The sequence below is a fragment of the Streptomyces tagetis genome (assembly GCF_018069565.1).
Taxonomy (GTDB): domain Bacteria; phylum Actinomycetota; class Actinomycetes; order Streptomycetales; family Streptomycetaceae; genus Streptomyces; species Streptomyces tagetis.
Genome location: NZ_JAGPNL010000010.1, coordinates 101,217 through 124,478, shown reverse-complemented (window position 1 = coordinate 124,478; position 23,262 = coordinate 101,217). Strand labels below are relative to the sequence as shown.

Here is a 23,262-nt window from a genome sequence, read left to right as displayed (position 1 = left end):
ATTACGCAACAATGGCGTTGTGAAAAACGTTGGCGAGGCTCCGCAGGAGGAACTCGCGACCGGTGAGCGATCCACACGCAACCGCGTCGCGCGCTCCATCCTGGTCCACGGGCCGTCGACGGTGACCGCGCTGGCCGGGCGTCTCGGCCTCACCCAGGCCGCCGTACGCAGGCACCTGGACGCGCTGGCCGCCGACGACGTCGTCGAAGCCCGTGAGCAGCGGGTCTACGGCGCGCGCACGCGCGGGCGGCCCGCGAAGGTCTTCGCGCTCACCGACTGCGGGCGCGACGCTTTCGACCAGTCGTACGACAAGCTCGCGGCGGACGCGCTGCGCTGGATCGCCGAGCGCGAGGGCGGGCAGCAGGCGGTCGCCGCCTTCGCCCGCGCCCGCTTCGCGGCCCTCGCGGGCTCCTACCGCAAGGCGGTGGAGGCCGCCCCTCCGCACCAGCGGACCGCGGCGCTGGCCAAGGCCCTGAGCGCGGACGGGTACGCTGCCACGGCGCGCAGCGCGCCTCCTCCGCAGCAGGGCGAGCAGCTCTGCCAGCACCACTGCCCGGTCGCCCACGTCGCCGGAGAGTTCCCGCAGATCTGCGAGGCGGAGACGGAGTTCTTCGCCGAACTGCTCGGCACGCACGTGCAGCGGCTGGCGACCATCGCGCACGGCGACGGTGTCTGCACCACCTTCGTTCCCCAGACTTCCACGAACACCGACAACGCATCCGCACGCACGGCCGGGAGGAACCCCGCATGACTCTCCCCACGGAGACTGCCCACCCCGAACTCGAGGGCCTGGGCAAGTACGAGTACGGCTGGGCCGACTCCGACACGGCCGGCGCCTCCGCCAGGCGCGGCATCAACGAGGACGTCGTCCGGGACATCTCCGGGAAGAAGTCCGAGCCGGAGTGGATGACCAAGCTCCGCCTCAAGGGCCTGCGGCTCTTCGAGAAGAAGCCCATGCCGAACTGGGGCTCGGATCTGTCGGGGATCGACTTCGACAACATCAAGTACTTCGTGCGGTCCACGGAGAAGCAGGCGCAGTCCTGGGAGGACCTGCCCGAGGACATCAAGAACACGTACGACAAGCTCGGCATCCCGGAGGCGGAGAAGCAGCGCCTGGTCGCCGGTGTCGCCGCGCAGTACGAGTCGGAGGTCGTCTACCACCAGATCCGCGAGGACCTGGAGGAGCAGGGCGTCATCTTCCTCGACACCGACACCGCGCTCAAGGAGCACCCGGAGCTCTTCAAGGAGTACTTCGGCACCGTCATCCCGGTCGGCGACAACAAGTTCGCCGCGCTGAACACCGCCGTGTGGTCCGGCGGCTCCTTCATCTACGTGCCCCCGGGCGTGCACGTGGAGATCCCGCTCCAGGCCTACTTCCGGATCAACACCGAGAACATGGGCCAGTTCGAGCGGACCCTGATCATCGTCGACGAGGGCGCGTACGTGCACTACGTCGAGGGCTGCACCGCCCCGATCTACAAGTCGGACTCGCTGCACTCCGCGGTCGTCGAGATCATCGTCAAGAAGAACGCCCGCTGCCGCTACACGACCATCCAGAACTGGTCGAACAACGTCTACAACCTGGTCACCAAGCGCGCCGTCGCCTACGAGGGCGCCACCATGGAGTGGGTCGACGGCAACATCGGCTCCAAGGTGACCATGAAGTACCCGGCCGTCTACCTGATGGGCGAGCACGCCAAGGGCGAGACCCTGTCCATCGCCTTCGCGGGCGAGGGCCAGCACCAGGACGCCGGCGCCAAGATGGTCCACATGGCCCCGAACACGTCCTCCAACATCGTCTCCAAGTCGGTGGCGCGCGGCGGCGGACGCACCTCCTACCGCGGGCTGATCGAGATCGGCGAGGGCGCCCCGGGCTCCAAGTCCAACGTCCTGTGCGACGCGCTGCTCGTCGACACGATCTCCCGCTCGGACACCTACCCCTACGTGGACGTCCGCGAGGACGACGTGTCCATGGGCCACGAGGCGACCGTCTCCAAGGTCTCCGAGGACCAGCTCTTCTACCTGATGAGCCGCGGTCTCTCCGAGGACGAGGCCATGGCGATGATCGTGCGCGGCTTCGTCGAGCCGATCGCCAAGGAGCTGCCGATGGAGTACGCGCTCGAACTCAACCGGCTGATCGAGCTCCAGATGGAAGGCGCGGTCGGCTGACCCGGCCGCCCGCCGTCCCCCGTCACGCCACTTACGCAAAGGAAAGCGAGCACCACGACAGCCATGGCTGAGGCTCAGAACTCCCCCACGTCCTCGAACGCGCCGGGGCAGGGGGGACCCCCGCCGGCGGGTTCCACCACCGCCGGCGCGATCGCGGTGGCCGCCGAGGCGTCCTCGACGGTCGCCACCCGCATGAGCGCGCCCCCGTCCTACGACGTGGCGGACTTCCCCGTCCCCCACGGCCGTGAGGAGGAGTGGCGGTTCACGCCGCTGGAGCGGCTGCGCGGACTGCACGACGGCACCGCGGTGGCGTCCGGCGAGGCCGTGAAGATCGCCGTCGAGGCGCCGGAGGGCGTCACCGTCGAGACCGTGGGCCGCGACGACGCCCGGCTCGGCCGGACCGGCGCCCCGGTGGACCGCGTCGCCGCCCAGGCGTACTCCGCGTTCACCGAGGCCGGCGTGATCACCGTGGCCAAGGAGGCGGTGCTCACCGAGCCGATCCGCATCGCCGTGCACGGCGAGGGCGGCGTCGCCTACGGCCACCAGGTGGTCGAGCTGGGCGCCTTCGCCGAGGCCGTCGTCGTCATCGACCACACCGGTGACGCGGTGCTCGCCGCCAACGTCGAGTTCGTCCTCGGCGACGGCGCCAAGCTCACCGTCGTCTCGGTCCAGGACTGGGACGAGCGCGCCGTGCACGTGGGCCAGCACAACACCCTCGTGGGCCGCGACGCCTCGTTCAAGTCCGTCGTCGTCACCTTCGGCGGCGACGTGGTCCGCCTCCACCCGCGCGTGGCGTACGCCGGCCCCGGCGGCGAGGCCGAGCTGTTCGGCCTCTACTTCACCGACGCCGGCCAGCACCAGGAGCACCGTCTCCTGGTCGACCACAACGTGCCGCACTGCAAGTCCAACGTCGTCTACAAGGGCGCGCTCCAGGGCGACGACGCGCACGCGGTGTGGATCGGCGACGTGCTCATCGAGGCCAAGGCCGAGGGCACCGACACCTACGAGATGAACCGCAACCTGGTGCTCTCCGACGGCGCCCGGGTCGACTCCGTGCCCAACCTGGAGATCGAGACCGGCGAGATCGTCGGTGCCGGACACGCCTCCGCGACCGGCCGGTTCGACGACGAGCAGCTCTTCTACCTGATGGCGCGCGGCATCCCCGAGAAGGACGCCCGCCGCCTGGTGGTCCGGGGCTTCTTCGCCGAACTGGTCCAGCAGATCGGCGTCCCGGACATCGAGGAGCGCCTCATCGCCAAGATCGAAGAGGAGCTGGAGGCCGCGGTCGCATGACCTTCGTACGCGTCTGTGGACTGGGCGAGCTGGAGGAGGACACCCCCAAGCGGGTGGAACTCGACGGCACGCCGGTCTCCGTCGTGCGCACCGAGGGCGAGGTCTTCGCGATCAACGACATCTGCTCGCACGCGAACGTCTCGCTGTCCGAGGGCGAGGTCGACGACTGCCACATCGAGTGCTGGCTGCACGGCTCGCGCTTCGACCTCCGCTCGGGCAAGCCCGACAGCCTTCCGGCGACGCGCCCCGTCCCCGTATACCCCGTAAAGATCGAAGGGGACGACGTGCTCGTCTCCGTCACCCAGGAGTCCTGAGGCACCCATGGCAACGCTTGAAATCCGAGACCTGCACGTCACCGTCGAGGCAGACAACGCCACGAAGGAAATCCTCAAGGGCGTCGACCTCACCGTGAAGCAGGGCGAGACGCACGCCATCATGGGCCCCAACGGCTCGGGCAAGTCGACCCTCGCCTACGCCCTGGCCGGCCACCCCAAGTACACCGTCTCCGGCGGTACCGTCACCCTCGACGGCGAGGACGTCCTGGAGATGTCCGTCGACGAGCGCGCCCGCGCCGGCCTCTTCCTCGCCATGCAGTACCCGGTCGAGGTCCCCGGCGTCTCCGTCTCCAACTTCCTGCGCACCTCCGCCACCGCCATCCGCGGCGAGGCCCCCAAGCTGCGGCACTGGGTGAAGGAGGTCAAGGAGACCATGGAGCGGCTCCACATGGACCCCGCCTTCGCCGAGCGCAATGTCAACGAGGGCTTCTCCGGCGGTGAGAAGAAGCGCCACGAGATCCTCCAGCTCGAACTGCTCAAGCCGAAGATCGCGGTTCTCGACGAGACCGACTCCGGCCTGGACGTCGACGCCCTGCGCGTCGTCTCCGAGGGCGTCAACCGGGTCCGCGAGAGCGGCGAGGTCGGCACCCTGCTGATCACGCACTACACGCGCATCCTGCGCTACATCAAGCCCGACCACGTCCACGTCTTCGCCGACGGCCGGATCGCCGAGTCCGGCGGTCCCGAGCTGGCCGACACCCTGGAGAACGAGGGCTACGAGGCGTACACGAAGGGTGGCGTATCCGCGTGACACATCTGCCGGGCCTCCTCGACACCGAGGCGATCCGCAAGGACTTCCCGATCCTGGACCGCCGGGTCCACGACGGGAAGACGCTCGTCTACCTCGACAACGCCGCGACCTCGCAGACCCCGCGCCAGGTCATCGACGCGCTCGACGAGTACTACGAGCAGCACAACGCCAACGTCCACCGTGGCGTGCACGTCCTCGCCGAGGAGGCCACGGCACTGTACGAGGGGGCGCGCGACAAGGTCGCGGAGTTCATCAACGCGCCCAGCCGCGACGAGGTCATCTTCACGAAGAACGCCTCGGAGTCGCTGAACCTCGTGGCGAACATGCTCGGCTGGGCCGACGAGCCCTACCGCGTGGACCACGAGACCGAGATCGTCATCACGGAGATGGAGCACCACTCCAACATCGTGCCGTGGCAGTTGCTCGCGCAGCGCACCGGCGCGAAGCTCCGCTGGTTCGGCCTGACCGACGACGGCCGCCTCGACCTCTCCGACCTGGAAGAGGTCATCAACGAGAAGACGAAGATCGTCTCCTTCGTGCTGGTCTCCAACATCCTGGGCACCCAGAACCCGGTCGAGGCGATCGTGCGCCGCGCCCAGGAGGTCGGCGCGCTGGTCTGCATCGACGCCTCCCAGGCCGCGCCGCACATGCCGATGGACGTCCAGGCCCTCCAGGCCGACTTCGTGGCCTTCACCGGCCACAAGATGTGCGGTCCGACCGGCATCGGCGTCCTCTGGGGCCGCCAGGAGCTGCTGGAGGACCTGCCTCCGTTCCTCGGCGGCGGCGAGATGATCGAGACCGTGTCGATGCACTCCTCGACGTACGCCCCCGCGCCGCACAAGTTCGAGGCGGGCACGCCGCCGGTCGCGCAGGCGGTCGGTCTGGGCGCGGCCATCGACTACCTGAACTCGATCGGCATGGACCGCATCCTCGCCCACGAGCACGCCCTCACCGAGTACGCGATGAAGCGGCTGCTGGAAGTCCCCGACCTGCGCGTCATCGGCCCCGCCACGGCCGAGGACCGCGGCGCGGCGATCTCCTTCACGCTCGGCGACATCCACCCGCACGACGTGGGCCAGGTCCTCGACGAGCAGGGCATCGCCGTCCGGGTCGGGCACCACTGCGCGCGGCCGGTCTGCCTGCGCTACGGAATTCCTGCGACCACGCGAGCGTCGTTCTATCTGTACTCCACGCCGGCCGAGATCGACGCACTGGTCGACGGCCTGGAGCACGTACGGAACTTCTTCGGCTGACGGGACGAGCGATCGCATGAAGCTGGACTCCATGTACCAGGAAGTGATCCTGGACCACTACAAGAACCCGCAGGGCCGGGGCCTGCGGGACGGCGACGCCGAGGTGCACCACGTCAACCCGACGTGCGGCGACGAGATCACCCTGCGCGTGAAGTACGACGGCACGACGGTCAAAGACGTCTCCTACGAGGGGCAGGGCTGTTCCATCAGCCAGGCGTCGGCCTCCGTGCTGAACGAGCTGCTGGTCGGCAAGGACCTGGCCGAGGCGCGTCGCATCCAGGAGACCTTCCTGGAGCTGATGCAGTCCAAGGGCAGGATCGAGCCCGACGAGGCGATGGAGGAGGTCCTGGAGGACGCCGTGGCGTTCGCCGGGGTGTCCAAGTACCCGGCCCGGGTCAAGTGCGCCCTGCTGAGCTGGATGGCCTGGAAGGACGCGACGGCCCAGGCGCTGGAAGGCGCCGGCGCCGAGAAGGAGACGGCATGAGCGAGACCGTGGAGATGAAGCCGGCCTCGGAGGAGGAGATCCGCGAGGCCCTGATGGACGTCGTCGACCCCGAACTGGGCATCGACGTGGTCAACCTGGGTCTCATCTACGGCATCCACGTCGACGAGTCGAACATTGCGACCATCGACATGACCCTGACGTCGGCGGCGTGCCCGCTGACCGACGTGATCGAGGACCAGGCGAAGTCAGTCACCGACGGCATCGTCAACGAGCTGCGGATCAACTGGGTCTGGATGCCGCCGTGGGGCCCGGACAAGATCACGGACGACGGCCGCGAGCAGTTGCGGGCCCTCGGCTTCAACGTCTGAGCCTCCCCGCCGGCCGCCGGGCCGCGGTGCTCCGCGTACCGGCGCGTGCCGGGCACCACCCCGTGTCACCGAGACGGCGACGCCCCGTGCGGGCGTCGCCGTCTCCGTGTGCGCGCGGCCGGGGACCGCGCGGGCGAGGAGCGTGCGGAGGGGGACCGCGCGGCCGGGGACCGCGCGGAGGCGCCCGGCCCGTTCCCGCGCACCCCGCCGCTATGTACGCTCGTACACATGGGATACCTGCTGCTCGCCGCAGCCATCGCCGCCGAGGTCGCCGGGACCACCGCCATGAAGTACAGCGAGGGCTTCAGCCGGCTCGGGCCGTCGCTGCTGACCCTCCTCGGCTACGTCGTCTCCTTCGCCCTGCTGGCCCAGACCCTCAAGACCCTCTCCGTCGGCACCGCCTACGCCATCTGGTCGGGCATCGGCACCGCCGCCATCGCCGCCATCGGGGTGATGTTCATGGGCGAGGGGGTGACCGCCGCCAAGGCCGCCGGCATCGCGCTGATCATCGTCGGCGTGGTGGTGCTCAACATGGGCGGCGCGCACTGATGGCCCGGCGCCACGACCCCGGCCGGCGGCAGCGGATCATCGACGCGGCGATCCGGGTCGTCGGACGCAAGGGCATCGCCGGGCTCAGTCACCGCACCGTCGCCGCCGAGGCCGACGTGCCGCTCGGCTCCACGACGTACCACTTCGCCACCCTGGACGAACTGCTGGTCGCCGCCCTGCGGCAGGCCAACGAGGGGTTCGCCACCGTGGTCGCCGAGCACCCCGCCCTCGCCGACCCGCACTCCGACCTGGCCGGGGCGCTCGCCGGGATGCTCGGCGACTGGCTGGCGGGCGACCGCACCGGCGTGGAGCTGGAGTACGAGCTGTACCTCGCCGCGCTGCGCCGCCCCGCCCTGCGCCCGGTCGCCGCCGAATGGGCCGAGGACGTGTCCGCGCTGCTCTCCCACCGCACCGAACCGGCGACGGCACGGGCGCTGGTCGCCCTCATGGACGGCATCTGCCTCCAGGTGCTGCTGACGGACGCCCCGTACGACGAGGAGTACGCGCGCGGGGCGCTGGCCCGGCTGCTGGGCTGAGGGGGGCGCGGCCGGGGCGGTGAGGGCGCCGGGCGGCGGGGCGCGGGCGGTTCGGGCGTGTCCCCGGGCGTGTCCCCGGGCGTGTCCTGGACTGTTCGGCGCGCGCTCGGCGAGTCGTGGGCCGTGCGGGGGCGCATCCCGCGCGTGTCGTGGTCGTGCGGGCGCGCGCTCGGCGTGTCGTAGGCCACGGGGGGCGGGCCCCCGGCGCGTCCCGGGCCGTCCGGGCGTGTATCTCCGTGTGTCCCGGGCCCGTGCGGCGCACATCCCGCGTGTCCCGGGCCCGTCCGGGCGCACCCCGCGTGTCCCGGGGCCGCCACCTGGCGAGACGTCCCGGCGACCGGTTCGCACCCGGTGCCCCCGGCCGGTTAGGTTGCCCTCATGACCGACACGACTGCTCCCCGCGCCACCGGCGCCGTTGCCGCCGGCCTTGCCACGATCGCCGCCGACGGAACCGTCCTCGACACCTGGTTCCCGGCCCCCGAACTCTCCGCCGAACCCGGCCCGGCCGGCACCGAGCGGCTCTCCGCCGAGCGCGCCGCCGAACTGCTCGGCGGCGGCGCGACCGCGGCGACCGGCCCGGACGCCCGCCGCGGGGTCGAGGTCGTCGCGGTCCGCACGGTCATCGCCTCCCTCGACGAGAAGCCGATCGACGCGCACGACGCCTACCTGCGCCTGCACCTGCTCTCGCACCGTCTGGTCAAGCCGCACGGCCAGAACCTGGACGGCATCTTCGGCCACCTGGCCAACGTCGCCTGGACCTCGCTGGGCCCCGTCGCCGTCGCCGACATCGAGAAGGTCCGCCTCAACGCCCGCGCCGAGGGCCACCACCTCCAGGTGACCTCCATCGACAAGTTCCCGCGCATGACGGACTACGTCGCCCCCAAGGGCGTGCGCATCGCCGACGCCGACCGGGTACGCCTGGGCGCCCACCTCGCCGAGGGCACCACGGTCATGCACGAGGGCTTCGTCAACTTCAACGCGGGCACGCTCGGCACCTCCATGGTCGAGGGCCGCATCTCGGCCGGCGTCGTGGTCGGCGACGGCTCGGACATCGGCGGCGGCGCCTCCACCATGGGCACCCTCTCCGGCGGCGGCAACGTGATCATCGCCATCGGCGAGCGCTGCCTGGTCGGCGCCGAGGCGGGCGTCGGCATCGCGCTGGGCGACGAGTGCGTGGTCGAGGCCGGCCTGTACGTCACCGCGGGCACCCGCGTGACCATGCCCGACGGCCAGGTGGTCAAGGCCCGTGAGCTGTCCGGCGCCTCCCACATCCTCTTCCGCCGCAACTCGGTCACCGGCACCGTCGAGGCCCGCCCCAACAACGCCGTCTGGAACGGCCTCAACGAGATCCTCCACAGCCACAACTGACGACGTGTCGGCGCACTGCCGGGCGCCCTCCCGAGGCGGGGAGGGCGCCCGTCGGCGTGCGGGGCTCAGCGGAGGGCGGCGTACGCGCCGAGGAGCCTCGCCGTCGTCTCCGCGGGGGCCGGGCGGAGTGGGGCGCGGGGCGGCCCGGCGGGGAGGCCGAGGGCGGTCAGGAGGGCCTTGGTGGTCACCGTGCCGGGCAGGGGCGTCGCCATCACCGCCTCGATCAGCGGCAGCAGCCCGCGCTGGCGGCGGGCCGCCTGTGCCGTGTCCCCGGCGTCGAAGGCGTCCAGGACGGCGCGGAGCAGCTCCGGCACGGCGTTGGCGACGGTGCTGACGTAGCCGGCGGCGCCGATCGCGTACAGCGGGAGGATCTGCTCCTCGCACCCCGCGTAGTAGGCCAGATCGGTGCGGGAGAGCACCCGCTGGGTGCCGAGGAGGTCGTACGCGCAGTCCTTGACGGCGACGATCCGCGGGTGCCCGGCGAGGCGGACCAGGGTGTCGGGCTCGATGCGGACGCCGGTGCGGGCGGGGATGTCGTACAGGACGAGCGGCAGGCCGCAGCCGTCGGCGACCTCCCGGAAGTGCGCCTCCAGTGCCTCCTGCGGTGGCCTGCTGTAGGAGGGCGCGGCCACCAGCAGGCCGTCCGCGCCCGCCCTCTCGGCCGCGCGGGCCAGCTCCACGGTGTGCCGGGTGTCCGCCGTGCCGACCCCGGCGATCAGCGTCGCCCGCCCCCCGACCGCCTCCCGCACCGCCGTGACCAGCGCCGCCTTCTCCGCGTCCGTCGTGGTCGGCGACTCGCCCGTCGTGCCGGAGAGCACCAGCCCGTCGCAGCCGCCCGAGACCAGGCGGTCGGCGAGGCGCCGGGCGCCGTCGAGGTCGAGGGCGCCCGAGGCGGTGAAGGGCGTGACCATCGCGCACAGGGCGCGGCCGAAGGGGCTGGTGGGGTGGGCGCCGGTCGTCCGGGGCGGCTGGGCCGTTCGGGACGTTGAGGGCGTTTGGGACGGCAAGGGCGGCAGTGGCGTCATGGACGCAGTCTCCGCCGCCCGATCGTGAAGCTCTACTTAATTCCGCTACAGGGTATCCGTAAGCCGCGCTGAGAAGTCCTGATCGGCGGCGCGCGCGGATAGGGCGCCGCGGCCGGGGGTACCCGGGGTGTCCCGAACCGAGAGGAGGCGGACCGTGACCGGGACCCTGCACACCCGGCCCGTGCGCGACGAGCACCACTCCGTGGGCGAACTCGTCGGGCAGGCCACCGAACAGCTCTCCCGGCTCGTGCGCCAGGAAATCGCCCTCGCCAGGATGGAAATGGCCGAGAAGGGGCGACGCGCCGGCCGGGGCGGCGGCATGCTGGGGGCCGCGGGCGCCCTCGCGTACGTCGGCCTGATCGCCCTGGCCGGCGCGGCCGTCGCCGCGCTCTGGCTGGTGCTGCCCGTCTGGGCCGCGGCACTCGTCGTGACCGGGGCGCTCTTCCTGATCGCGGGCGTGCTGGCGCTCGTCGGCCGCGCACAGCTCCGGCGTGCCGTACCCCCGAAACCCGAGGAGACCCTCGGCAGTGTCAGGGCCGACGTCGACGAGATCAGGGAAAGGGCGCACCGATGACGGACTCCACCGACGGGGCGGACGCCGCCCGCGCCGGCTCCACCGCCGAGCCGGCCACCGGGGCCAAGGGGCCCGACGAACTGCGCCGCCAGATCGAGCGGACCCGCCGTCAGCTCGGCGACACCGTCGAGGAACTGGCCGGGAAGGCCGATGTGAAGGGCCGCGCCAAGACCCGTGCCGCCGACCTGCGGGACAAGGCCGGCGCCGCGACCGTGCAACTGCGCAGCTCGGCCGCGCACGCCGGGCACGGCGCGCGCGGCCGAGCCCACCGGGCCGGGGGCGCCGCCCGGGAACGGGCGCCGGGGCCGGTCACCGAGGGCGAGGTCCGTTCCGGGCGGCGCCCTCCGCCTCCCGTGCTGGTCGCGGGGGCCGTGGCGGGCGCCGCCGTCGCCGCCGGGGTGCTGCGCCGCCGCCACGGCCCGCACCCGCACCACTGAGACCGGCCCGGTACCGAAAGGGACCGGCACGCGGAACACCGCGCCGCGCGCCCCGCCCTCGGGCGGGACCGCGCGGCGCGGTGCGGCGCTCTACGGGCGGTACCGCAGCACCTGCGGGTCGTGGTCGCTGATCTGGTCGTGGAACTCGGCGTTGATGTGCACGCTGTCGTACGACAGGTGCCCGCCGCGCCGGATCGACGGGCTCACCAGGATCTGGTCGAGCACCTGGCTGTTGCCCTGGTAGACGTACGAGTAACGCTCGCCCGGCGGCAGCGACCTGACCGCCGACCAGAGCGCGCCGCCGGCCTCCAGGCGCCGGGTCGTGCCGGAGAACTCGAAGTCGTTGATGTCGCCGAGGGCGATGACGTCCGCGTTCTTCTCGACGGCCAGGATCTCCTTGACGAAGGTGTTCACGGCCGTCGCCTGGAGGTGGCGCTGCGTCTCCGAACTCCGGGCCGGCGGCTGGTACGCGGACGTCAGCCCCTGGTCTCCGCCCTTGGACGCGAAGTGGTTGGCGATGACGAAGACCGTACGTCCGCGGAAGGCGAACTCGCCGGCCAGCGGCTTGCGGCTGTTCCGCCACGCCGGGTTCGCGGGGTCGATTCGGCCGGGGGAGTGGGTCAGCGCGGCCTTGCCGCGCGCCTTCACCACCCCGGTCGCGGTGACCGCGTCCCCGCCGGGACGGTCGGTGAAGGAGACCCGCCGCGGGTCGAAGAGGAACGCCTGGCGGATGTTGCCGCCCGGCTCCCCGCCGTCCGCCTTGTCGAGGGGGTCCACCGAGCGCCAGTCGTAGCGCGGGCCGCCGGCCGCGACGATCGCGTCGATCAGCTTGCCCACCGTCACGCCGGCGGTCACCGTGCCGTCGTCCACGGCGCCGTTGTCGTCCTGGATCTCCTCCAGGGAGACGATGTCGGGCGAGCGCAGGTTCCGCACGATCGCCTCCGCGTGCGCGGCGAAGGTTCCGTCGGACGGGTCGAGGTTCTCGACGTTGTAGGTGGCCACCGACAGCTCGTCGCGCCGCTGCTCGCGGGTGGTCTCCCGGGCGAGCCCGCCGGCGGTGAGCGTGCCCAGCGTACGGGCGACCAGCGTGTATCCGCCGAACTGGTTGTAGTCGAGCGGGCCGGTGGTGGCGCCCGCGAGGGTGTCGCCCACGTCGGCGGCGGGGAAGCCGGCCGGCTCGCCCAGCGTCTGGACCTGGAGCCGCCCGGTGTTCTGGGCCTCGTAGGAGCCGTAGACGGTGCCGCCCCGGGGGCTCGCGTTCTCGCCGGGCCTCACCGTCACCCACAGCTCGGTGTACGGGTCGCTCGCGCCGACCACGCGGGCGTCGGCGACCTGGACGTTCATGCCCTCCAGGGACTCGTAGTAGTCCAGGGCGTAGCGGCCCGGCCGCAGCGGCAGGGCGTTGACCGAGCCGCCCGCGTCGGCGTCGCCCGCGGGGGCGTAGGCGCGGGGCACGGAGCGGGCGGAGACGACGACCGGGGCCGGTACCGGATTGCCGTGGGAGACGACGGTGACCGTGGGCCGGGTGATCTCGGTCAGCGACTGGTTGCCGGAGGCGGTGCCGCCGGGCACGAACTCCGAGACCGTGCCGGAGACGGTGACCGCGTCGCCTACCGCGACCTGGGGGGCCGAGCTGGTGAAGACGAACACGCCCTCGCTGGTGGCGGGGTCGGCGTCCGGCCGCGGGTCCTGGAACCAGAAGCCCCGCGAGGAGCCCTGGTCGCGGACGCCGGTGACGATGCCGGGCACGTCGGCGACCTGCCGGCCGGCGTACGGGGAGATCCGGGTGGTGCCCTGGATGTCGTGGATGCGCACGGAATCGGCGTGCGCGGGCGGGCCGAGGACGACGAGGGACGCCGCCGAGCAGGCGGTGGCGACGGTGAGCGCGGCGAGGCGCGTGACGGACTGGCTGGCCAACGGGGGCTCCTCCGGGGAGGTGACGGACGCCGGGACGGGGACGGTACGGACACGCGATGCGGGAGGACGGTCGTGCGGGCCTCGGTGTACGGCTGTCCCCCCGTTTTCTACGCGCGTCAATCTCCTGCCTGGCCAAGGGCGTTGTCAAGGTTCGGACCCTGTACGCGAGGGGTCGGGGAGGTGAACCGGGCGGTCCGGGGGGAAATCCGTCTAGGCTGAGCGGTTGAGCCGTACGGCGGAGGATGGCCGTGCGGCGGACGAGGTGCGCGAGGAGAAACAGCCGATGTCAGACCGCTCCACCCTGCCGCCCGTACGCCTGCGCCCCGAGGCGGAGCTGGCCCGCGACGCGCTCTCCGCGCCGCTGCTCTCCCGGGCCGTCCGGATCGCCCGCTGGGCGGGCCCGGACACCCGCGTCGACGCCGGGGGCGGGCTCGTCGAGGAGCAGATCCCGGCCGCGGCGCGGGCACTGGCGCTGACCGGCGACGACGCGGCGGCGGAGGCGAGCGAGGCGTGGCGGGTCGCGGTGGACACCGGACTCGTCGAGATCGTCGACGAGGACGAGGGCACCGTCGCGGCCGGCGAGGAGATGGCGCTGCTCACCGGGGGCTCCCCGCAGGACGTCCTCGCCGTGTGGCTCACCGCGCTGGAGACGGTCCTCGCCGACGCGAGCGTGCCCGACCTGGACGATCTGGTGGACCTGGTCGCCGAGGGCGGCGCGGTCGACCTCTCGGGCCTGGACTGGGACCCCGAGGCCGAGGCCGAGTTCCTGGACGGCGTGCTCGCCAACCTCTACCTGCTCACCGTCAGCGAGAACACCCCCGGCGACGCCCCGGTGCCGCTGCCCGCGCTGGCCGCCTCCGTGCTGGTCCCCGGCGACATGAACGAGCCCACCGACGACGTGCTGGAGCAGATCTCCGACGCGATGATGCGGCTCGACGACCAGTTCCGGATGCTGGAGCCCATCGGCCTGGTCGCGTACCGGCCCGTCGACGAGGCCCTGATGGCCGACGCGGACGAGGAGCCCGGGGCGCCCGTCGACGAGAGCGACGTCGCCCGCTACGGCATGGTGCGGCTCACCCCGCTCGGCCTGTACGGGCTCCGCGCCCGCCTGCTGGAGGCCGGTTTCACCGCCCCGGCCGTCGGCGACCTCGCGGACAAGGGCGCCGACGCCCTGCTCGACGGCACGGCCGGTTTCCCGCCGCTCGCCGCGCACGCCGAGACCGAGCGGTGGCTCGCCGGCCGGGAGCCCCTGGCCGCGGCGCGCGAGCTGCTGGCCGCCGCGCGCGGCACCGACGCGGGCGCCCCGCTGCGCCGGCTGCGCTGCCAGCAGGCGCTGTCCCTGCTCGGCCCGGAGGCCGAACCGGCGCTGCGGGACGTCCTCGACGACGCCGAACTGGGCGGGCTGGCCCGTGTCTGGCTGACCGAGCACGGCGCCCGGGACGTGCCCGCGCCGCCGGAGGCGATGGTCTTCTGGCTGACCGTGGACACGCTCGCCGCGCAGCTCGCCGCGGAGGGCGACTCCGAGGAGCTGCGCGCCCTGGTCCAGGGCCTGGCCCGGCAGCACAGCGGCTTCTTCGAGACGGTCTGGCGGGTCGCCCACCCGGCCACCGCGGAGGTGCTGGAGGCGGTGGGCCGGCTCCACCCGGACAAGCGGGCGGCCAAGGAGGCGCGCAAGGCCGCGTTCAAGGCACGCTCGCAGCGGGGCGAGCAGCCCGGCTGAGACGGGCGCGCTCCCGAGGAGCGCCGAGCGGAGCGAGGGGGCCGTGCCGGGCCGCAGGGCACGGCCCCTTGTTCCGGGGCGGCTCTGACATCTAACATTTCAGTCGTGGCCATCCGACCCGTACCCCGCACCCTGCTCCGGGACCGTGCCTACGAGGCGATCCGCGACGCGATCGTCGCCGGGGAGATCGAGCCCGGCGCCGTCGTGCGGGACGCCGACCTCGCCGAGCGGCTGGCGCTCTCCCGGGCGCCGGTGCGCGAGGCGTTCTCCCGGCTGGTGGACGAAGGGCTGCTGGAGAGCAAGCCGCAGAGCTACACCCGGGTCACCCCGGTCGTCGCCGCCGAGGTGCGCAACGCCGCCGCCGTGGTCGGCGCCATGCACGAACTGGTCACCCGTGTCGCCGTGCCCCGGCTGCGCGCCGCCGACCTCGACGAGATGCGCGCCGCCAACGACCGCTTCTCCGCCGCCGTGGGCACCGGGGACGTGGACGGCGCCCTGCGCGCCGACGACGAACTGCACCACGTCCTCGTCCGCGCCGCCGGCAACGGCGCCGCGGCGGCGACCATCGCCCGCTACACCCCGCTCATCCGCCGGCTGGAACGCCGCCGCTTCGGCGAGGGCGGCACCTGCCGCTCGGCCGGACTGCACGGGCAACTGATCGACGCCTGCGCGGCCGGGGACACGGAGACGGCGCTCCGTGTCACGGCGGACATCTGGCGCAGCCTGGAAGGGCTCGCCGACCCCGAGTGATCCGGAGGACCCTCCCATGTCCCTTTCCTCGTACGCCCGTTACCCGCTGCTCCTCGGGCCCTCGCCCGTGCACCCGCTGGAGCGGCTCACCGAGCACCTCGGCGGTGCCGCGCTGTGGGCCAAGCGGGAGGACCTCAACTCCGGCATCGCCTACGGCGGCAACAAGACCCGCAAACTGGAGTACCTGGTCGCCGACGCCCTCGCCCAGGGCTGCGACACCCTCGTCTCCATCGGCGGCGTGCAGTCCAACCACACCCGTCAGGTCGCGGCCGTCGCCGCCCGCGCCGGGCTCAAGTGCGTGCTGGTGCAGGAGAGCTGGGTGGACTGGCCCGACGCGGTGTACGACAAGGTCGGCAACATCCTGATCTCCCGGCTGGCCGGCGCCGACGTACGGCTGGTGAGGGCCGGCTTCGGCATCGGCTTCAAGGAGAGCTGGGAGCAGGCGCTGCGCGAGGTGGAGGAGGGCGGCGGCAAGCCGTACGCCATCCCCGCCGGCGCCTCCGACCACCCGCTCGGCGGGCTCGGCTTCGCCGGCTGGGCCCACGAGGTGGCCGAGCAGGAGCGCGCCGCGGGCGTCTTCTTCGACACCGTCGTCGTCTGCTCGGTGACCGGCTCCACCCAGGCCGGCATGATCGCCGGCTTCCGCGCCCTGGAGGAGGCGGGCGGGCGGCCCCGCCGGGTGCTCGGCATCGACGCCTCCGCCGAACCGGCCCGCACCCGCGAGCAGATCGCCCGCATCGCCCAGGGCACCGCCCGGCTCATCGGCGTCACTGGCGAACTCACCGAGGCCGACGTGGAACTGGACGAGCGGTACCACGCCGGGATCTACGGTGTGCCCGACGAGACGACCCTCGACGCGATGCGGCTCGCCGCCCGCACCGAGGGCATGGTCACCGACCCCGTCTACGAGGGGAAGTCGATGGCCGGCCTCGTCGATCTGGTCGGCCGGGGCGAGATCCCCCGCGACGCGACCGTGCTCTACGCCCACCTCGGTGGCCAGCCCGCGCTGAACGCCTACAGCGCGCTCTTCTAGACGGCGCCGTCGCCCCGGCCGGGACCGGTGTCCGCGTCCGGACCGGCCGGGTACTCCTCCGGGACCGGGACGTCCGGCCGGGGCGCCCGCGCCGTAGAATCGTCCGCCATGACCGCTGGTGACCTGACGCCCCGCCGACCGTCCGACCCCGACCGGAACCTGCGGGTCGCCGACACCGACCGGGAGGCCGTCGCCGAGCGGCTGCGCGACGCCATGGGGGAGGGGCGGCTCTCCCTGGACGAACTGGAGGAACGGCTGGACAGGGCGTTCGCCGCCAAGACCTTCGGCGACCTCGAACCCCTCGTCGCGGACCTCCCCGAGGCGGCGCAGGCGGCGGGGTGGCCGGACCCGCTCGTCCTGGACGCGGGCAGCGGCAGCCTGCGCCAGACCGGCTACTGGGTGGTGCCGACGACGATCGTGGCCACCACCGGCATGGGCAACATCAAGGTCGACTTCACCGGTGCCGAGTGCCGGCAGCGCCAGGTCAGCGTCGAGGTGACCGTCGGCATGGGCAACATGGTCGTCGTCGTCCCGCGCGGCTGGGAGGTCCGCACCAGCGAGGTGAGCACCGGCCTCGGCCACGTCGTCAACCGCGCCACGGACCGCCCGGAGGCGGGCGCCCCGGTCCTGCGCTTCACGGGCCGTGTGCGCATGGGCAACCTCAAGGTCCGCTACCCGAGCCGCTTCGAACTGGCCCGCGCCCGCCGCACCGGCCGCTGAAACGACGGGCGACCGGCCCGGGGACGGCCCGGGGACGGCGTGGGGATGGCGTGGGGATGGCGTGGGGACGGCCCGGGGACGGCGTGGGGGCGCTGTCCGCGGTGCGGACCGGCGCCCCCTGCCCGCGGGCGGTGGCTACAGCGCCGCGGCGGCGGGCTTCACCATGCCGCGCACCGTACGGGACTTGACGAAGTCGCCCATCGCGGTCATCTCCCACTCGCCGGTGAACTGGCGGATCAGCTTCGCCATCATCACACCGGTCTGCGGCTCGGCGGAGGTGAGGTCGAAGCGGGCCAGCTCCTCCCCGCTCGCGGCGTCCACGAGACGGCAGTACGCCTTGGCGACCTCGGTGAACTTCTGGCCGGAGAAGGAGTTCACCGTGAAGACCAGCCCGCTGACCTCCTGCGGGAGCCGGCCGAGGTCGACGGTGATCGTCTCGTCGTCGCCGCTGCCCTCGCCGGTGAGGTTGTCCCCGGAGTGCCGCACGGCGCCGCCCAGGATCTGGAGCTTGCCGAAGTAGCAACTGTCGACGTGGTCGCGCTGCGGTCCGTACGCGATGACCGACGCGTCCAGGTCGATGTCCTTGCCCCGGTAGGCGGGCTCCCAGCCGAGGCCCATGCGGACCTGCGAGAGCACCGGACGGCCGCCCTTGACCAGCGACACCGTCTGGTTCTTGGTGAGGCTGACCCGGCCCTTGTCCAGGTTGATCTTCCCGGCGCCCGGGGCCGGGGCGGGCGGGGCGGCCGGCGGCGCGGGCGGGGCGGCGGGCATGGCCGGCGCGTTGACCGGGGGCGGCGGGAAGACCGGGGCCCGGTCGGGGGCCGGCGGTGCGGCGGGGGCGGCCGGTGCGACGGGTGCGGCCGGTGCGGCCGGCTCCTCCACGCTGACGCCGAAGTCGGTGGCGATGCCCGCGAGTCCGTCGGCGTACCCCTGGCCGACCGCGCGGGCCTTCCAGGCGCCGTTGCGCCGGTAGACCTCCACGACGACGAGGGCCGTCTCGGTGCCGAGCCGGGGCGGGGTGAAGGTGGCGAGGACGGTCCCGGTGTCCGCGTCGCGCAGGGTCGCGGTCGGCTCGATGCCCTGGAAGGACTGCCCGGCCGCGTCCGGGCTGGCGGTCACGACGATCTTCTCGATGGCCGGGGGGACGGCCGCGGTGTCGACGGTGACGGCGTCCGGGGCGGTGCCGCCGCCGGAACGGTACGTAACGCCCGGCCCGGAGGGCTGGTTGTAGAAGATGAAGTCGTCGTCGGAGCGCACCTTGCCGTCGGCGGTGAGCAGCAGGCCCGAGACATCGAGCCGCACGGGAGCGGCCACGTCCACCGCCACGCGGGCGGCGGACAACGGGATGTTCGAACCGGGGGTCATAGCGGTCATGCCGGGTGAACGAGCGACACCGTTTTGCCGTTCCCTTACCCTTCGGCCGATCGGGTCGGGCCGTCGCGGCGTCCGCAGGACGGCCCGGCCGGCCTTTTCAGCGCCGGCCGCGCGGCCGGTTGCGGGGGTGGTCGCGGGCGGTGCGCTCGTTGCCGCGCCGGTGGTTGCCGGTCCGGCGCGCCATGACGAGCTGGGGGTCGCCGGCGGCCACCTCGTCGAGGAACCGGGCGGCCCGCGGCCCGTTCAGGGTGGCCGCGGGGTGCCCGTGGTGGGTGATGCGGACGGTGCCGCTCTCGTACGCCTCGTAGGCGAAACCGTGGGGTCGGGGCATGCGGGGAGGGCAGGGCGCGAAGGCAGCGGCGGCCCACCGGTTTTCCCCCGGGGCTCCGGCCCGGCGCCCCCCGGCGCCGGCCCGCCCCCGCGTCGGCCGCCGCCGGTCCGCCCGGCCCCCCCTCGGGCCGCTGTCTACGGGATGACCACGATCTTCCGGCCGACGCCCGACGCGAACTGGTCCAGCGCCTGCGGGTACTGGTCCAGCGGCACCCGGTCGCTGATGAAGACGTCCGGGTCCAGCACCCCGTTGGCGAACAGCTCCGCCGCCCGCTCGTAGCTGTGCAGGACCGCCATCGACCCGGTGATGGTGATCTCCTGGTTGTAGATGCGGTACGGGTCGATCGTCACGCGCGTCGCGTAGTCGGCGACGCCGAACTGGAGGAAGGTGCCGGCCTTGGCCACCCGGCCCAGACCGTCCTGGATCGCCGCCGCGTTGCCGGTGGCGTCGATGACCAGGTCCCAGCCCTGCGGCCGGTCCAGCTCGTCCGCGTCGGCCGCCGAGCCCGAGACGCCGAGGGTGCGGGCCGTCTCCAGCCGCGTCGGGTTGACGTCGACCACGTCGACGCTGGCCGCGCCGGTCTTCTTGGCCAGCTCCAGCATCATCAGGCCCATGGTGCCGGAACCGTAGATCAGGACGTGGGCGCCGAGCCGGGACTGGAGGACGTCGTAGCCGCGGACCGCGCAGGACAGCGGCTCGATCAGGGCGGCGTCCGCGGTGCGCACGTGCTCGGGCAGCTTGACGCAGTTGGCCACCGGGGCGACCGCGTACTGCGCGGCCCCGCCCGCCGTGGTGACGCCGATCGCGGCCCAGCTCTCGCACATGTTGTTCTGGCCGTTGCGGCAGAAGCGGCACTCGTAGCAGTACAGGGACGGGTCCACCGCGACCTGGTCGCCGACGGCCACCTCGGTGACCTGGGTGCCGACGCCGACCACCTCGCCCGCGAACTCGTGGCCCGGCACGATGGGCAGCGTGGGAGCGAACTCGCCCTGGAGGATGTGCAGGTCGGTGCCGCACAGGCCGCAGGCCGCGACCTCGACGACGACCTCGCGCGGCCCTGGCGTCGGGTCCGGGACCTCGGCGACGACGGCCTTGCCCACGGACTCGATGACGGCGGCCTTCATTTCACGGCTCCCAACGACAGGCCCTGGACCAGCTTGTCCTGGGCGGCGAACCCTGCGGCGAGCACCGGCAGGGAGATGACGAGCGACGCGGCGCACACCTTGGCCAGGAAGAGGCCCTGGCTGGTGATGAACGTGGTGAGGAAGACGGGGGCCGTCTCCGCGACCACGCCCGTGAGCACGCGGGCGAACATCAGCTCGTTCCAACTGAAGATGAAACAGATCAGGGCGGTCGCCGCGATGCCCGGCAGGGCGATCGGCGCGACCACGCGGCCCAGCACGGTGGGCAGGCGGGCGCCGTCGATCTGGGCCGCCTCGATGATCGCCACCGGGACCTCGGCGAGGAAGGACTGCATCATCCAGACGGCGATCGGCAGGTTCATCGCCGTGTAGAGGATGACGAGCATCCAGATGTTGTCGAGCAGACCGGTGTTCTTGGCGAACAGGTAGATCGGCAGCAGCGCGGCGACCAGCGGCAGCATCTTGGTCGACAGGAAGAAGAAGAGGACGTCGGTCCACTTCTTCACCGGCCGGATGGACAGCGCGTACGCGGCCGGCAGCGCCAGGAGCAGCGTCAGCAGGGTGGAGACGAGCGAGGCGGTGAGGGAGTTGATCAGCGCGGGCCAGGGGCTGGCGCCGCCGGTCAGGCCGAAGAACTCGCGGTACCCGTCCAGGGTGAGGGAGGCGGCGACCGACGGCGGATTGGTCGCCGCGTCCGTCTCCGAATGGAAGGACGTCAGCACCATCCAGAGCAGCGGCATCACGAACACGAGCCCGGCGAGCCAGGCGACGACGCCCAGGACGGCCCCCTGGACGCGGCCCTTGCGCGGGGCGGCGCCGGTGGTCCGGGCCGCGGTGGCGGTGGCGGTGGCCATCAGCGGGACACCTCCTCACGGAACAGCGACGACACCACGCGCAGCGCGAAGGTCGCCAGGATGAGCGAGCCGATCACGACGATGACGCCGGCCGCGGAGGCGAGCCCGTTCTCGTGCGCCTGGTAGAACGTCTGGTAGATCGTGTACGGCAGGTTGGCGGTGCCCAGTCCACCGGAGGTGATGGTGAACACCGCGTCGAAGTTCTGCACGATGTAGATCGAGCCGAGCAGCACGCCGAGTTCGAGGTAGCGGCGCATGTGCGGCAGCGTGATGTGCACGAAGATCTGCCATCCGCTCGCGCCGTCCATCCGGGCCGCCTCGATCAGTTCCGAGTCGCGGCTTTGCAGGCCGGCCAGCAGGATCAGCATCATGAACGGGGTCCACTGCCAGATCAGCGCGGCCTCGACCGCCAGCAGCGGCATCTCGGAGATCCAGTCCGGCTGGATCGCCCCTTCCCCGCCGATGGCGTTGAGGATGCCGTTGAACAGCCCGTACTCCGGGTTGAACAGCAGGTGCTTCCACATCAGCGCGGCGGCGATCGGCACCAGCAGGAACGGCGCGATGAGCATGGTGCGCACCACGGCCCGGCCGCGGAAGCGGCGGTCCAGCAGCAGCGCCAGCAGCAGGCCCAGCACCAGGCTGACCAGCACCACGGTGACCGTCAGCAGGATCGTCGTCCCCACCGACTTGCGCAGCTCGGGGTTGGTCAGCACCTCGCCGTAGTTGGCGAAGGCGGCGAAGCGGCGCTGGTCGGGGTAGAGCGCGTTCCAGTCGAAGAACGAGATCACCAGCGTGGCCACGAAGGGGAGCTGGGTGACGATGATCATGAAGATCAGCGCCGGCAGCAGGGGCGCCCGGGTGGCCCAGGCGCGCATGCGGTTCGGCCGCCGGGCCGCCGGCCGTCCGGAGACGGTGGCGGCGGCCCGGGGCGGGGACGTCAAGGTCATGATCCCTCGTACTTATCGGCGACGGCCTCGGCGAGCTTCTGGGCCTTCTTCAGTGCCTCGTCCACCGACTGGCGTCCGGCGATCGCGGAGCTGATCTCCTGGGAGACCTTGGTGCCCAGGTCGGTGAACTCGGGGATGCCGACGAACTGGATGCCGGGCGCGGGCCGCGGCTGCACGCCCGGGTTCTCGGGCTTGGCGTCGGCGATGGCGTCCCGGGTGACGTCGGCGAAGGCGGCGGCCTCCTTGCGGTACTCCGGGATGTCGTAGGTCGAGGCGCGCTTGCCGGCGGGGACGTTGGACCAGCCGGCCTTCTCGCCGACGAGCTTCTCGTACTCCTTGCCGGAGGCCCAGGAGATGAACTTCCAGGCGTCGTCGGAGTTCTTGGACGCCTTCTGGATGCCCCACGCCCAGGTGTAGAGCCAGCCCGAGCCGTCGGTCTTCTCGACCGGCGCCGGCACGTAGCCGATCTTGCCCGCGACGGGCGAGCCCTTCGCCTCCAGGGAACCGGCGCCGGCGGTGGCGTCGTACCACATGGCCGTCTTGCCCTGGGTCATGTTGTTCAGGCACTCCGCGTAACCGGCCTGGGCGGCGCCCGACTCGCCGTGCTTGCGGACCAGGTCGACGTAGAACTGCGTGGCCTGCTTGAACTCCTTGGAGTCGAGCTGGGCCTTCCAGTTCTCGTCGAACCAGGTGCCGCCGTAGGTGTTGACCACGGTGGTCAGCGGCGCGATGACCTCGCCCCAGCCGGGCAGGCCGCGCAGGCAGATGCCCTTCATGCCGGGCGTCGAGCCGTCGATCTTGGCGGCCAGCTCGGCGACCTCCTTCCAGGTGGGCTTCTCCGGCATGGAGAGCCCCTCCTTCTCCAGGACGTCCTTGCGGTACATCAGGAAGGAGGACTCGCCGTAGAACGGCTCGCCGTAGAGCTTGCCGTCCTCCGCGGTGAGCGCCTTGGTCATGGAGGGGAGGATGTCGCCCTGGTCGAAGGCGGTGTCCTTCTTGACGTGGTCGTCCAGGGAGTGCAGCCACCCGTTCTTGGCGTAGATCGGGATCTCGTAGTTGCTCAGGGTGGCGACGTCGTACTGACCGGCCTGGTTGGCGAAGTCCTGGCTGATCTTGTCGCGGACGTCGTTCTCCGGCAGGACGGTGAAGTTCACCTCGATGCCGGTCTCCTTGGTGAAGTTGGCCGCGGTCTGCTTCTGCAACTCCACCATCTGCGGGTTGTTCACCATCAGGACGTTGATGGATCTCGCGCCGTCGGACCCTCCGGACCCGCCGGCGCCCGAGCAGGCGGCGAGCGGAGCGATCAGCGTCCCAATCGCGGCCACGGTGACGAGGGACCGTGGCGAGCGTCGGCTCTGGGTTCGCATGGGT

25 protein-coding genes are annotated in these 23,262 nt (G+C 72.3%); 17 read left to right on the top strand and 8 right to left on the bottom strand.

Annotated elements, in window-relative coordinates:
• Window positions 1–19 precede the first annotated feature (19 nt).
• The 11 genes from J5Y05_RS28360 (at window position 20) to dapD (ending at window position 9,067) form a co-directional block, all read left to right on the top strand.
• Window positions 20–751 (top strand): helix-turn-helix transcriptional regulator, encoded by a 732-nt coding sequence (locus tag J5Y05_RS28360; protein ID WP_210876140.1) that lies wholly within the window; start codon window positions 20–22, stop codon window positions 749–751.
• Window positions 748–2,169, top strand: coding sequence for a Fe-S cluster assembly protein SufB (sufB, locus tag J5Y05_RS28355; protein WP_210876139.1), 1,422 nt, complete (start codon window positions 748–750; stop codon window positions 2,167–2,169). Before J5Y05_RS28360 ends, sufB begins: the two co-directional genes overlap by 4 nt.
• A gap of 63 nt (window positions 2,170–2,232) precedes the next feature.
• Window positions 2,233–3,462 (top strand): Fe-S cluster assembly protein SufD, encoded by a 1,230-nt coding sequence (gene sufD, locus J5Y05_RS28350; RefSeq protein WP_247615465.1) that lies wholly within the window; start codon window positions 2,233–2,235, stop codon window positions 3,460–3,462.
• Complete coding sequence (locus J5Y05_RS28345) at window positions 3,459–3,776, top strand: non-heme iron oxygenase ferredoxin subunit (protein ID WP_210876138.1); 318 nt, start codon at window positions 3,459–3,461, stop codon at window positions 3,774–3,776. Before sufD ends, J5Y05_RS28345 begins: the two co-directional genes overlap by 4 nt.
• Window positions 3,777–3,783: 7 nt before the next feature.
• Window positions 3,784–4,548: a Fe-S cluster assembly ATPase SufC gene (sufC, locus tag J5Y05_RS28340; protein ID WP_210876137.1), complete on the top strand. Its 765-nt coding sequence runs from the start codon at window positions 3,784–3,786 to the stop codon at window positions 4,546–4,548.
• A complete protein-coding gene (locus J5Y05_RS28335) occupies window positions 4,545–5,801 on the top strand; it encodes a cysteine desulfurase (protein WP_210876136.1) in 1,257 nt (418 codons plus the stop codon). Before sufC ends, J5Y05_RS28335 begins: the two co-directional genes overlap by 4 nt.
• Window positions 5,802–5,817: 16 nt before the next feature.
• Complete coding sequence (gene sufU, locus J5Y05_RS28330; protein ID WP_210876135.1) at window positions 5,818–6,285, top strand: Fe-S cluster assembly sulfur transfer protein SufU; 468 nt, start codon at window positions 5,818–5,820, stop codon at window positions 6,283–6,285.
• The gene (locus tag J5Y05_RS28325; RefSeq protein ID WP_210876134.1) at window positions 6,282–6,614 is read left to right on the top strand and encodes a metal-sulfur cluster assembly factor; all 333 of its coding nucleotides are present in this window, start codon (window positions 6,282–6,284) and stop codon (window positions 6,612–6,614) included. Before sufU ends, J5Y05_RS28325 begins: the two co-directional genes overlap by 4 nt.
• A 228-nt stretch (window positions 6,615–6,842) precedes the next feature.
• Window positions 6,843–7,163: a DMT family transporter gene (locus J5Y05_RS28320; protein ID WP_210876133.1), complete on the top strand. Its 321-nt coding sequence runs from the start codon at window positions 6,843–6,845 to the stop codon at window positions 7,161–7,163.
• Window positions 7,163–7,699 (top strand): TetR/AcrR family transcriptional regulator, encoded by a 537-nt coding sequence (locus tag J5Y05_RS28315; RefSeq protein WP_210876132.1) that lies wholly within the window; start codon window positions 7,163–7,165, stop codon window positions 7,697–7,699. The genes J5Y05_RS28320 and J5Y05_RS28315 overlap by 1 nt, the downstream gene beginning before the upstream one ends.
• A 378-nt stretch (window positions 7,700–8,077) precedes the next feature.
• Window positions 8,078–9,067, top strand: coding sequence for a 2,3,4,5-tetrahydropyridine-2,6-dicarboxylate N-succinyltransferase (gene dapD, locus J5Y05_RS28310; protein WP_210876131.1), 990 nt, complete (start codon window positions 8,078–8,080; stop codon window positions 9,065–9,067).
• 65 nt (window positions 9,068–9,132) lie between these two features.
• Here the strand turns inward: dapD and dapA are convergent, their stop codons facing one another.
• Window positions 9,133–10,092: a 4-hydroxy-tetrahydrodipicolinate synthase gene (gene dapA, locus J5Y05_RS28305; RefSeq protein ID WP_210876130.1), complete on the bottom strand. Its 960-nt coding sequence runs from the start codon at window positions 10,090–10,092 to the stop codon at window positions 9,133–9,135.
• Between the two features lie 154 nt (window positions 10,093–10,246).
• Between dapA and J5Y05_RS28300 the strand changes: the two genes are divergently transcribed.
• Window positions 10,247–10,666: a phage holin family protein gene (locus tag J5Y05_RS28300; protein WP_210876129.1), complete on the top strand. Its 420-nt coding sequence runs from the start codon at window positions 10,247–10,249 to the stop codon at window positions 10,664–10,666.
• Entirely contained in the window at window positions 10,663–11,103 is a 441-nt protein-coding gene (locus J5Y05_RS28295; RefSeq protein ID WP_210876128.1) for a DUF3618 domain-containing protein, read from the top strand. The genes J5Y05_RS28300 and J5Y05_RS28295 overlap by 4 nt, the downstream gene beginning before the upstream one ends.
• Before the next feature lie 90 nt (window positions 11,104–11,193).
• Here the strand turns inward: J5Y05_RS28295 and J5Y05_RS28290 are convergent, their stop codons facing one another.
• Window positions 11,194–13,020, bottom strand: coding sequence for a DUF8508 domain-containing protein (locus tag J5Y05_RS28290; RefSeq protein WP_210876127.1), 1,827 nt, complete (start codon window positions 13,018–13,020; stop codon window positions 11,194–11,196).
• A gap of 283 nt (window positions 13,021–13,303) precedes the next feature.
• On the opposite strand from J5Y05_RS28290, the gene J5Y05_RS28285 reads away from it, so the two are divergent.
• The 4 genes from J5Y05_RS28285 to J5Y05_RS28270 all read left to right on the top strand — a co-directional run bounded on the left by J5Y05_RS28285 (window position 13,304) and on the right by J5Y05_RS28270 (window position 17,243).
• On the top strand, window positions 13,304–14,740 hold the full coding sequence (locus J5Y05_RS28285) for a hypothetical protein (protein ID WP_210876126.1): 1,437 nt from the start codon (window positions 13,304–13,306) through the stop codon (window positions 14,738–14,740).
• Between the two features lie 105 nt (window positions 14,741–14,845).
• Complete coding sequence (locus J5Y05_RS28280) at window positions 14,846–15,490, top strand: GntR family transcriptional regulator (RefSeq protein ID WP_210876125.1); 645 nt, start codon at window positions 14,846–14,848, stop codon at window positions 15,488–15,490.
• A 16-nt stretch (window positions 15,491–15,506) separates the two neighbouring features.
• Window positions 15,507–16,523: a 1-aminocyclopropane-1-carboxylate deaminase gene (locus J5Y05_RS28275; RefSeq protein WP_210876124.1), complete on the top strand. Its 1,017-nt coding sequence runs from the start codon at window positions 15,507–15,509 to the stop codon at window positions 16,521–16,523.
• A 108-nt stretch (window positions 16,524–16,631) separates the two neighbouring features.
• Window positions 16,632–17,243, top strand: a complete 612-nt coding sequence (locus tag J5Y05_RS28270) for a DUF1707 SHOCT-like domain-containing protein (protein WP_247615463.1) — start codon at window positions 16,632–16,634, stop codon at window positions 17,241–17,243.
• A gap of 135 nt (window positions 17,244–17,378) precedes the next feature.
• Here the strand turns inward: J5Y05_RS28270 and J5Y05_RS28265 are convergent, their stop codons facing one another.
• From J5Y05_RS28265 to J5Y05_RS28240, 6 genes are all read right to left on the bottom strand, one after another.
• Entirely contained in the window at window positions 17,379–18,608 is a 1,230-nt protein-coding gene (locus J5Y05_RS28265) for a TerD family protein (protein WP_210876263.1), read from the bottom strand.
• A 106-nt stretch (window positions 18,609–18,714) separates the two neighbouring features.
• On the bottom strand, window positions 18,715–18,948 hold the full coding sequence (locus J5Y05_RS28260; protein WP_210876123.1) for a hypothetical protein: 234 nt from the start codon (window positions 18,946–18,948) through the stop codon (window positions 18,715–18,717).
• Between the two features lie 134 nt (window positions 18,949–19,082).
• On the bottom strand, window positions 19,083–20,072 hold the full coding sequence (locus J5Y05_RS28255; RefSeq protein WP_210876122.1) for a zinc-dependent alcohol dehydrogenase family protein: 990 nt from the start codon (window positions 20,070–20,072) through the stop codon (window positions 19,083–19,085).
• Window positions 20,069–20,944, bottom strand: coding sequence for a carbohydrate ABC transporter permease (locus J5Y05_RS28250; RefSeq protein ID WP_210876121.1), 876 nt, complete (start codon window positions 20,942–20,944; stop codon window positions 20,069–20,071). Before J5Y05_RS28250 ends, J5Y05_RS28255 begins: the two co-directional genes overlap by 4 nt.
• Window positions 20,944–21,891, bottom strand: a complete 948-nt coding sequence (locus J5Y05_RS28245) for a carbohydrate ABC transporter permease (RefSeq protein ID WP_210876120.1) — start codon at window positions 21,889–21,891, stop codon at window positions 20,944–20,946. The genes J5Y05_RS28250 and J5Y05_RS28245 overlap by 1 nt, the downstream gene beginning before the upstream one ends.
• Window positions 21,888–23,258, bottom strand: coding sequence for an ABC transporter substrate-binding protein (locus J5Y05_RS28240; RefSeq protein WP_210876119.1), 1,371 nt, complete (start codon window positions 23,256–23,258; stop codon window positions 21,888–21,890). The genes J5Y05_RS28245 and J5Y05_RS28240 overlap by 4 nt, the downstream gene beginning before the upstream one ends.
• Window positions 23,259–23,262 lie beyond the last annotated feature (4 nt).

Coding starts and splice junctions, on each gene's coding strand:
- sufB (WP_210876139.1), top strand. CDS start 748: ATGACTCTCCCCACGGAGACTGCCCACCCCGAACTCGAGGGCCTGGGC.
- sufD (WP_247615465.1), top strand. CDS start 2,233: ATGGCTGAGGCTCAGAACTCCCCCACGTCCTCGAACGCGCCGGGGCAG.
- J5Y05_RS28345 (WP_210876138.1), top strand. CDS start 3,459: ATGACCTTCGTACGCGTCTGTGGACTGGGCGAGCTGGAGGAGGACACC.
- sufC (WP_210876137.1), top strand. CDS start 3,784: ATGGCAACGCTTGAAATCCGAGACCTGCACGTCACCGTCGAGGCAGAC.
- sufU (WP_210876135.1), top strand. CDS start 5,818: ATGAAGCTGGACTCCATGTACCAGGAAGTGATCCTGGACCACTACAAG.
- J5Y05_RS28325 (WP_210876134.1), top strand. CDS start 6,282: ATGAGCGAGACCGTGGAGATGAAGCCGGCCTCGGAGGAGGAGATCCGC.
- J5Y05_RS28320 (WP_210876133.1), top strand. CDS start 6,843: ATGGGATACCTGCTGCTCGCCGCAGCCATCGCCGCCGAGGTCGCCGGG.
- J5Y05_RS28315 (WP_210876132.1), top strand. CDS start 7,163: ATGGCCCGGCGCCACGACCCCGGCCGGCGGCAGCGGATCATCGACGCG.
- dapD (WP_210876131.1), top strand. CDS start 8,078: ATGACCGACACGACTGCTCCCCGCGCCACCGGCGCCGTTGCCGCCGGC.
- dapA (WP_210876130.1), bottom strand. CDS start 10,092: ATGACGCCACTGCCGCCCTTGCCGTCCCAAACGCCCTCAACGTCCCGA.
- J5Y05_RS28295 (WP_210876128.1), top strand. CDS start 10,663: ATGACGGACTCCACCGACGGGGCGGACGCCGCCCGCGCCGGCTCCACC.
- J5Y05_RS28285 (WP_210876126.1), top strand. CDS start 13,304: ATGTCAGACCGCTCCACCCTGCCGCCCGTACGCCTGCGCCCCGAGGCG.
- J5Y05_RS28275 (WP_210876124.1), top strand. CDS start 15,507: ATGTCCCTTTCCTCGTACGCCCGTTACCCGCTGCTCCTCGGGCCCTCG.
- J5Y05_RS28270 (WP_247615463.1), top strand. CDS start 16,632: ATGACCGCTGGTGACCTGACGCCCCGCCGACCGTCCGACCCCGACCGG.
- J5Y05_RS28265 (WP_210876263.1), bottom strand. CDS start 18,608: ATGACCCCCGGTTCGAACATCCCGTTGTCCGCCGCCCGCGTGGCGGTG.
- J5Y05_RS28260 (WP_210876123.1), bottom strand. CDS start 18,948: ATGCCCCGACCCCACGGTTTCGCCTACGAGGCGTACGAGAGCGGCACC.
- J5Y05_RS28255 (WP_210876122.1), bottom strand. CDS start 20,072: ATGAAGGCCGCCGTCATCGAGTCCGTGGGCAAGGCCGTCGTCGCCGAG.
- J5Y05_RS28250 (WP_210876121.1), bottom strand. CDS start 20,944: ATGGCCACCGCCACCGCCACCGCGGCCCGGACCACCGGCGCCGCCCCG.
- J5Y05_RS28245 (WP_210876120.1), bottom strand. CDS start 21,891: ATGACCTTGACGTCCCCGCCCCGGGCCGCCGCCACCGTCTCCGGACGG.
- J5Y05_RS28240 (WP_210876119.1), bottom strand. CDS start 23,258: ATGCGAACCCAGAGCCGACGCTCGCCACGGTCCCTCGTCACCGTGGCC.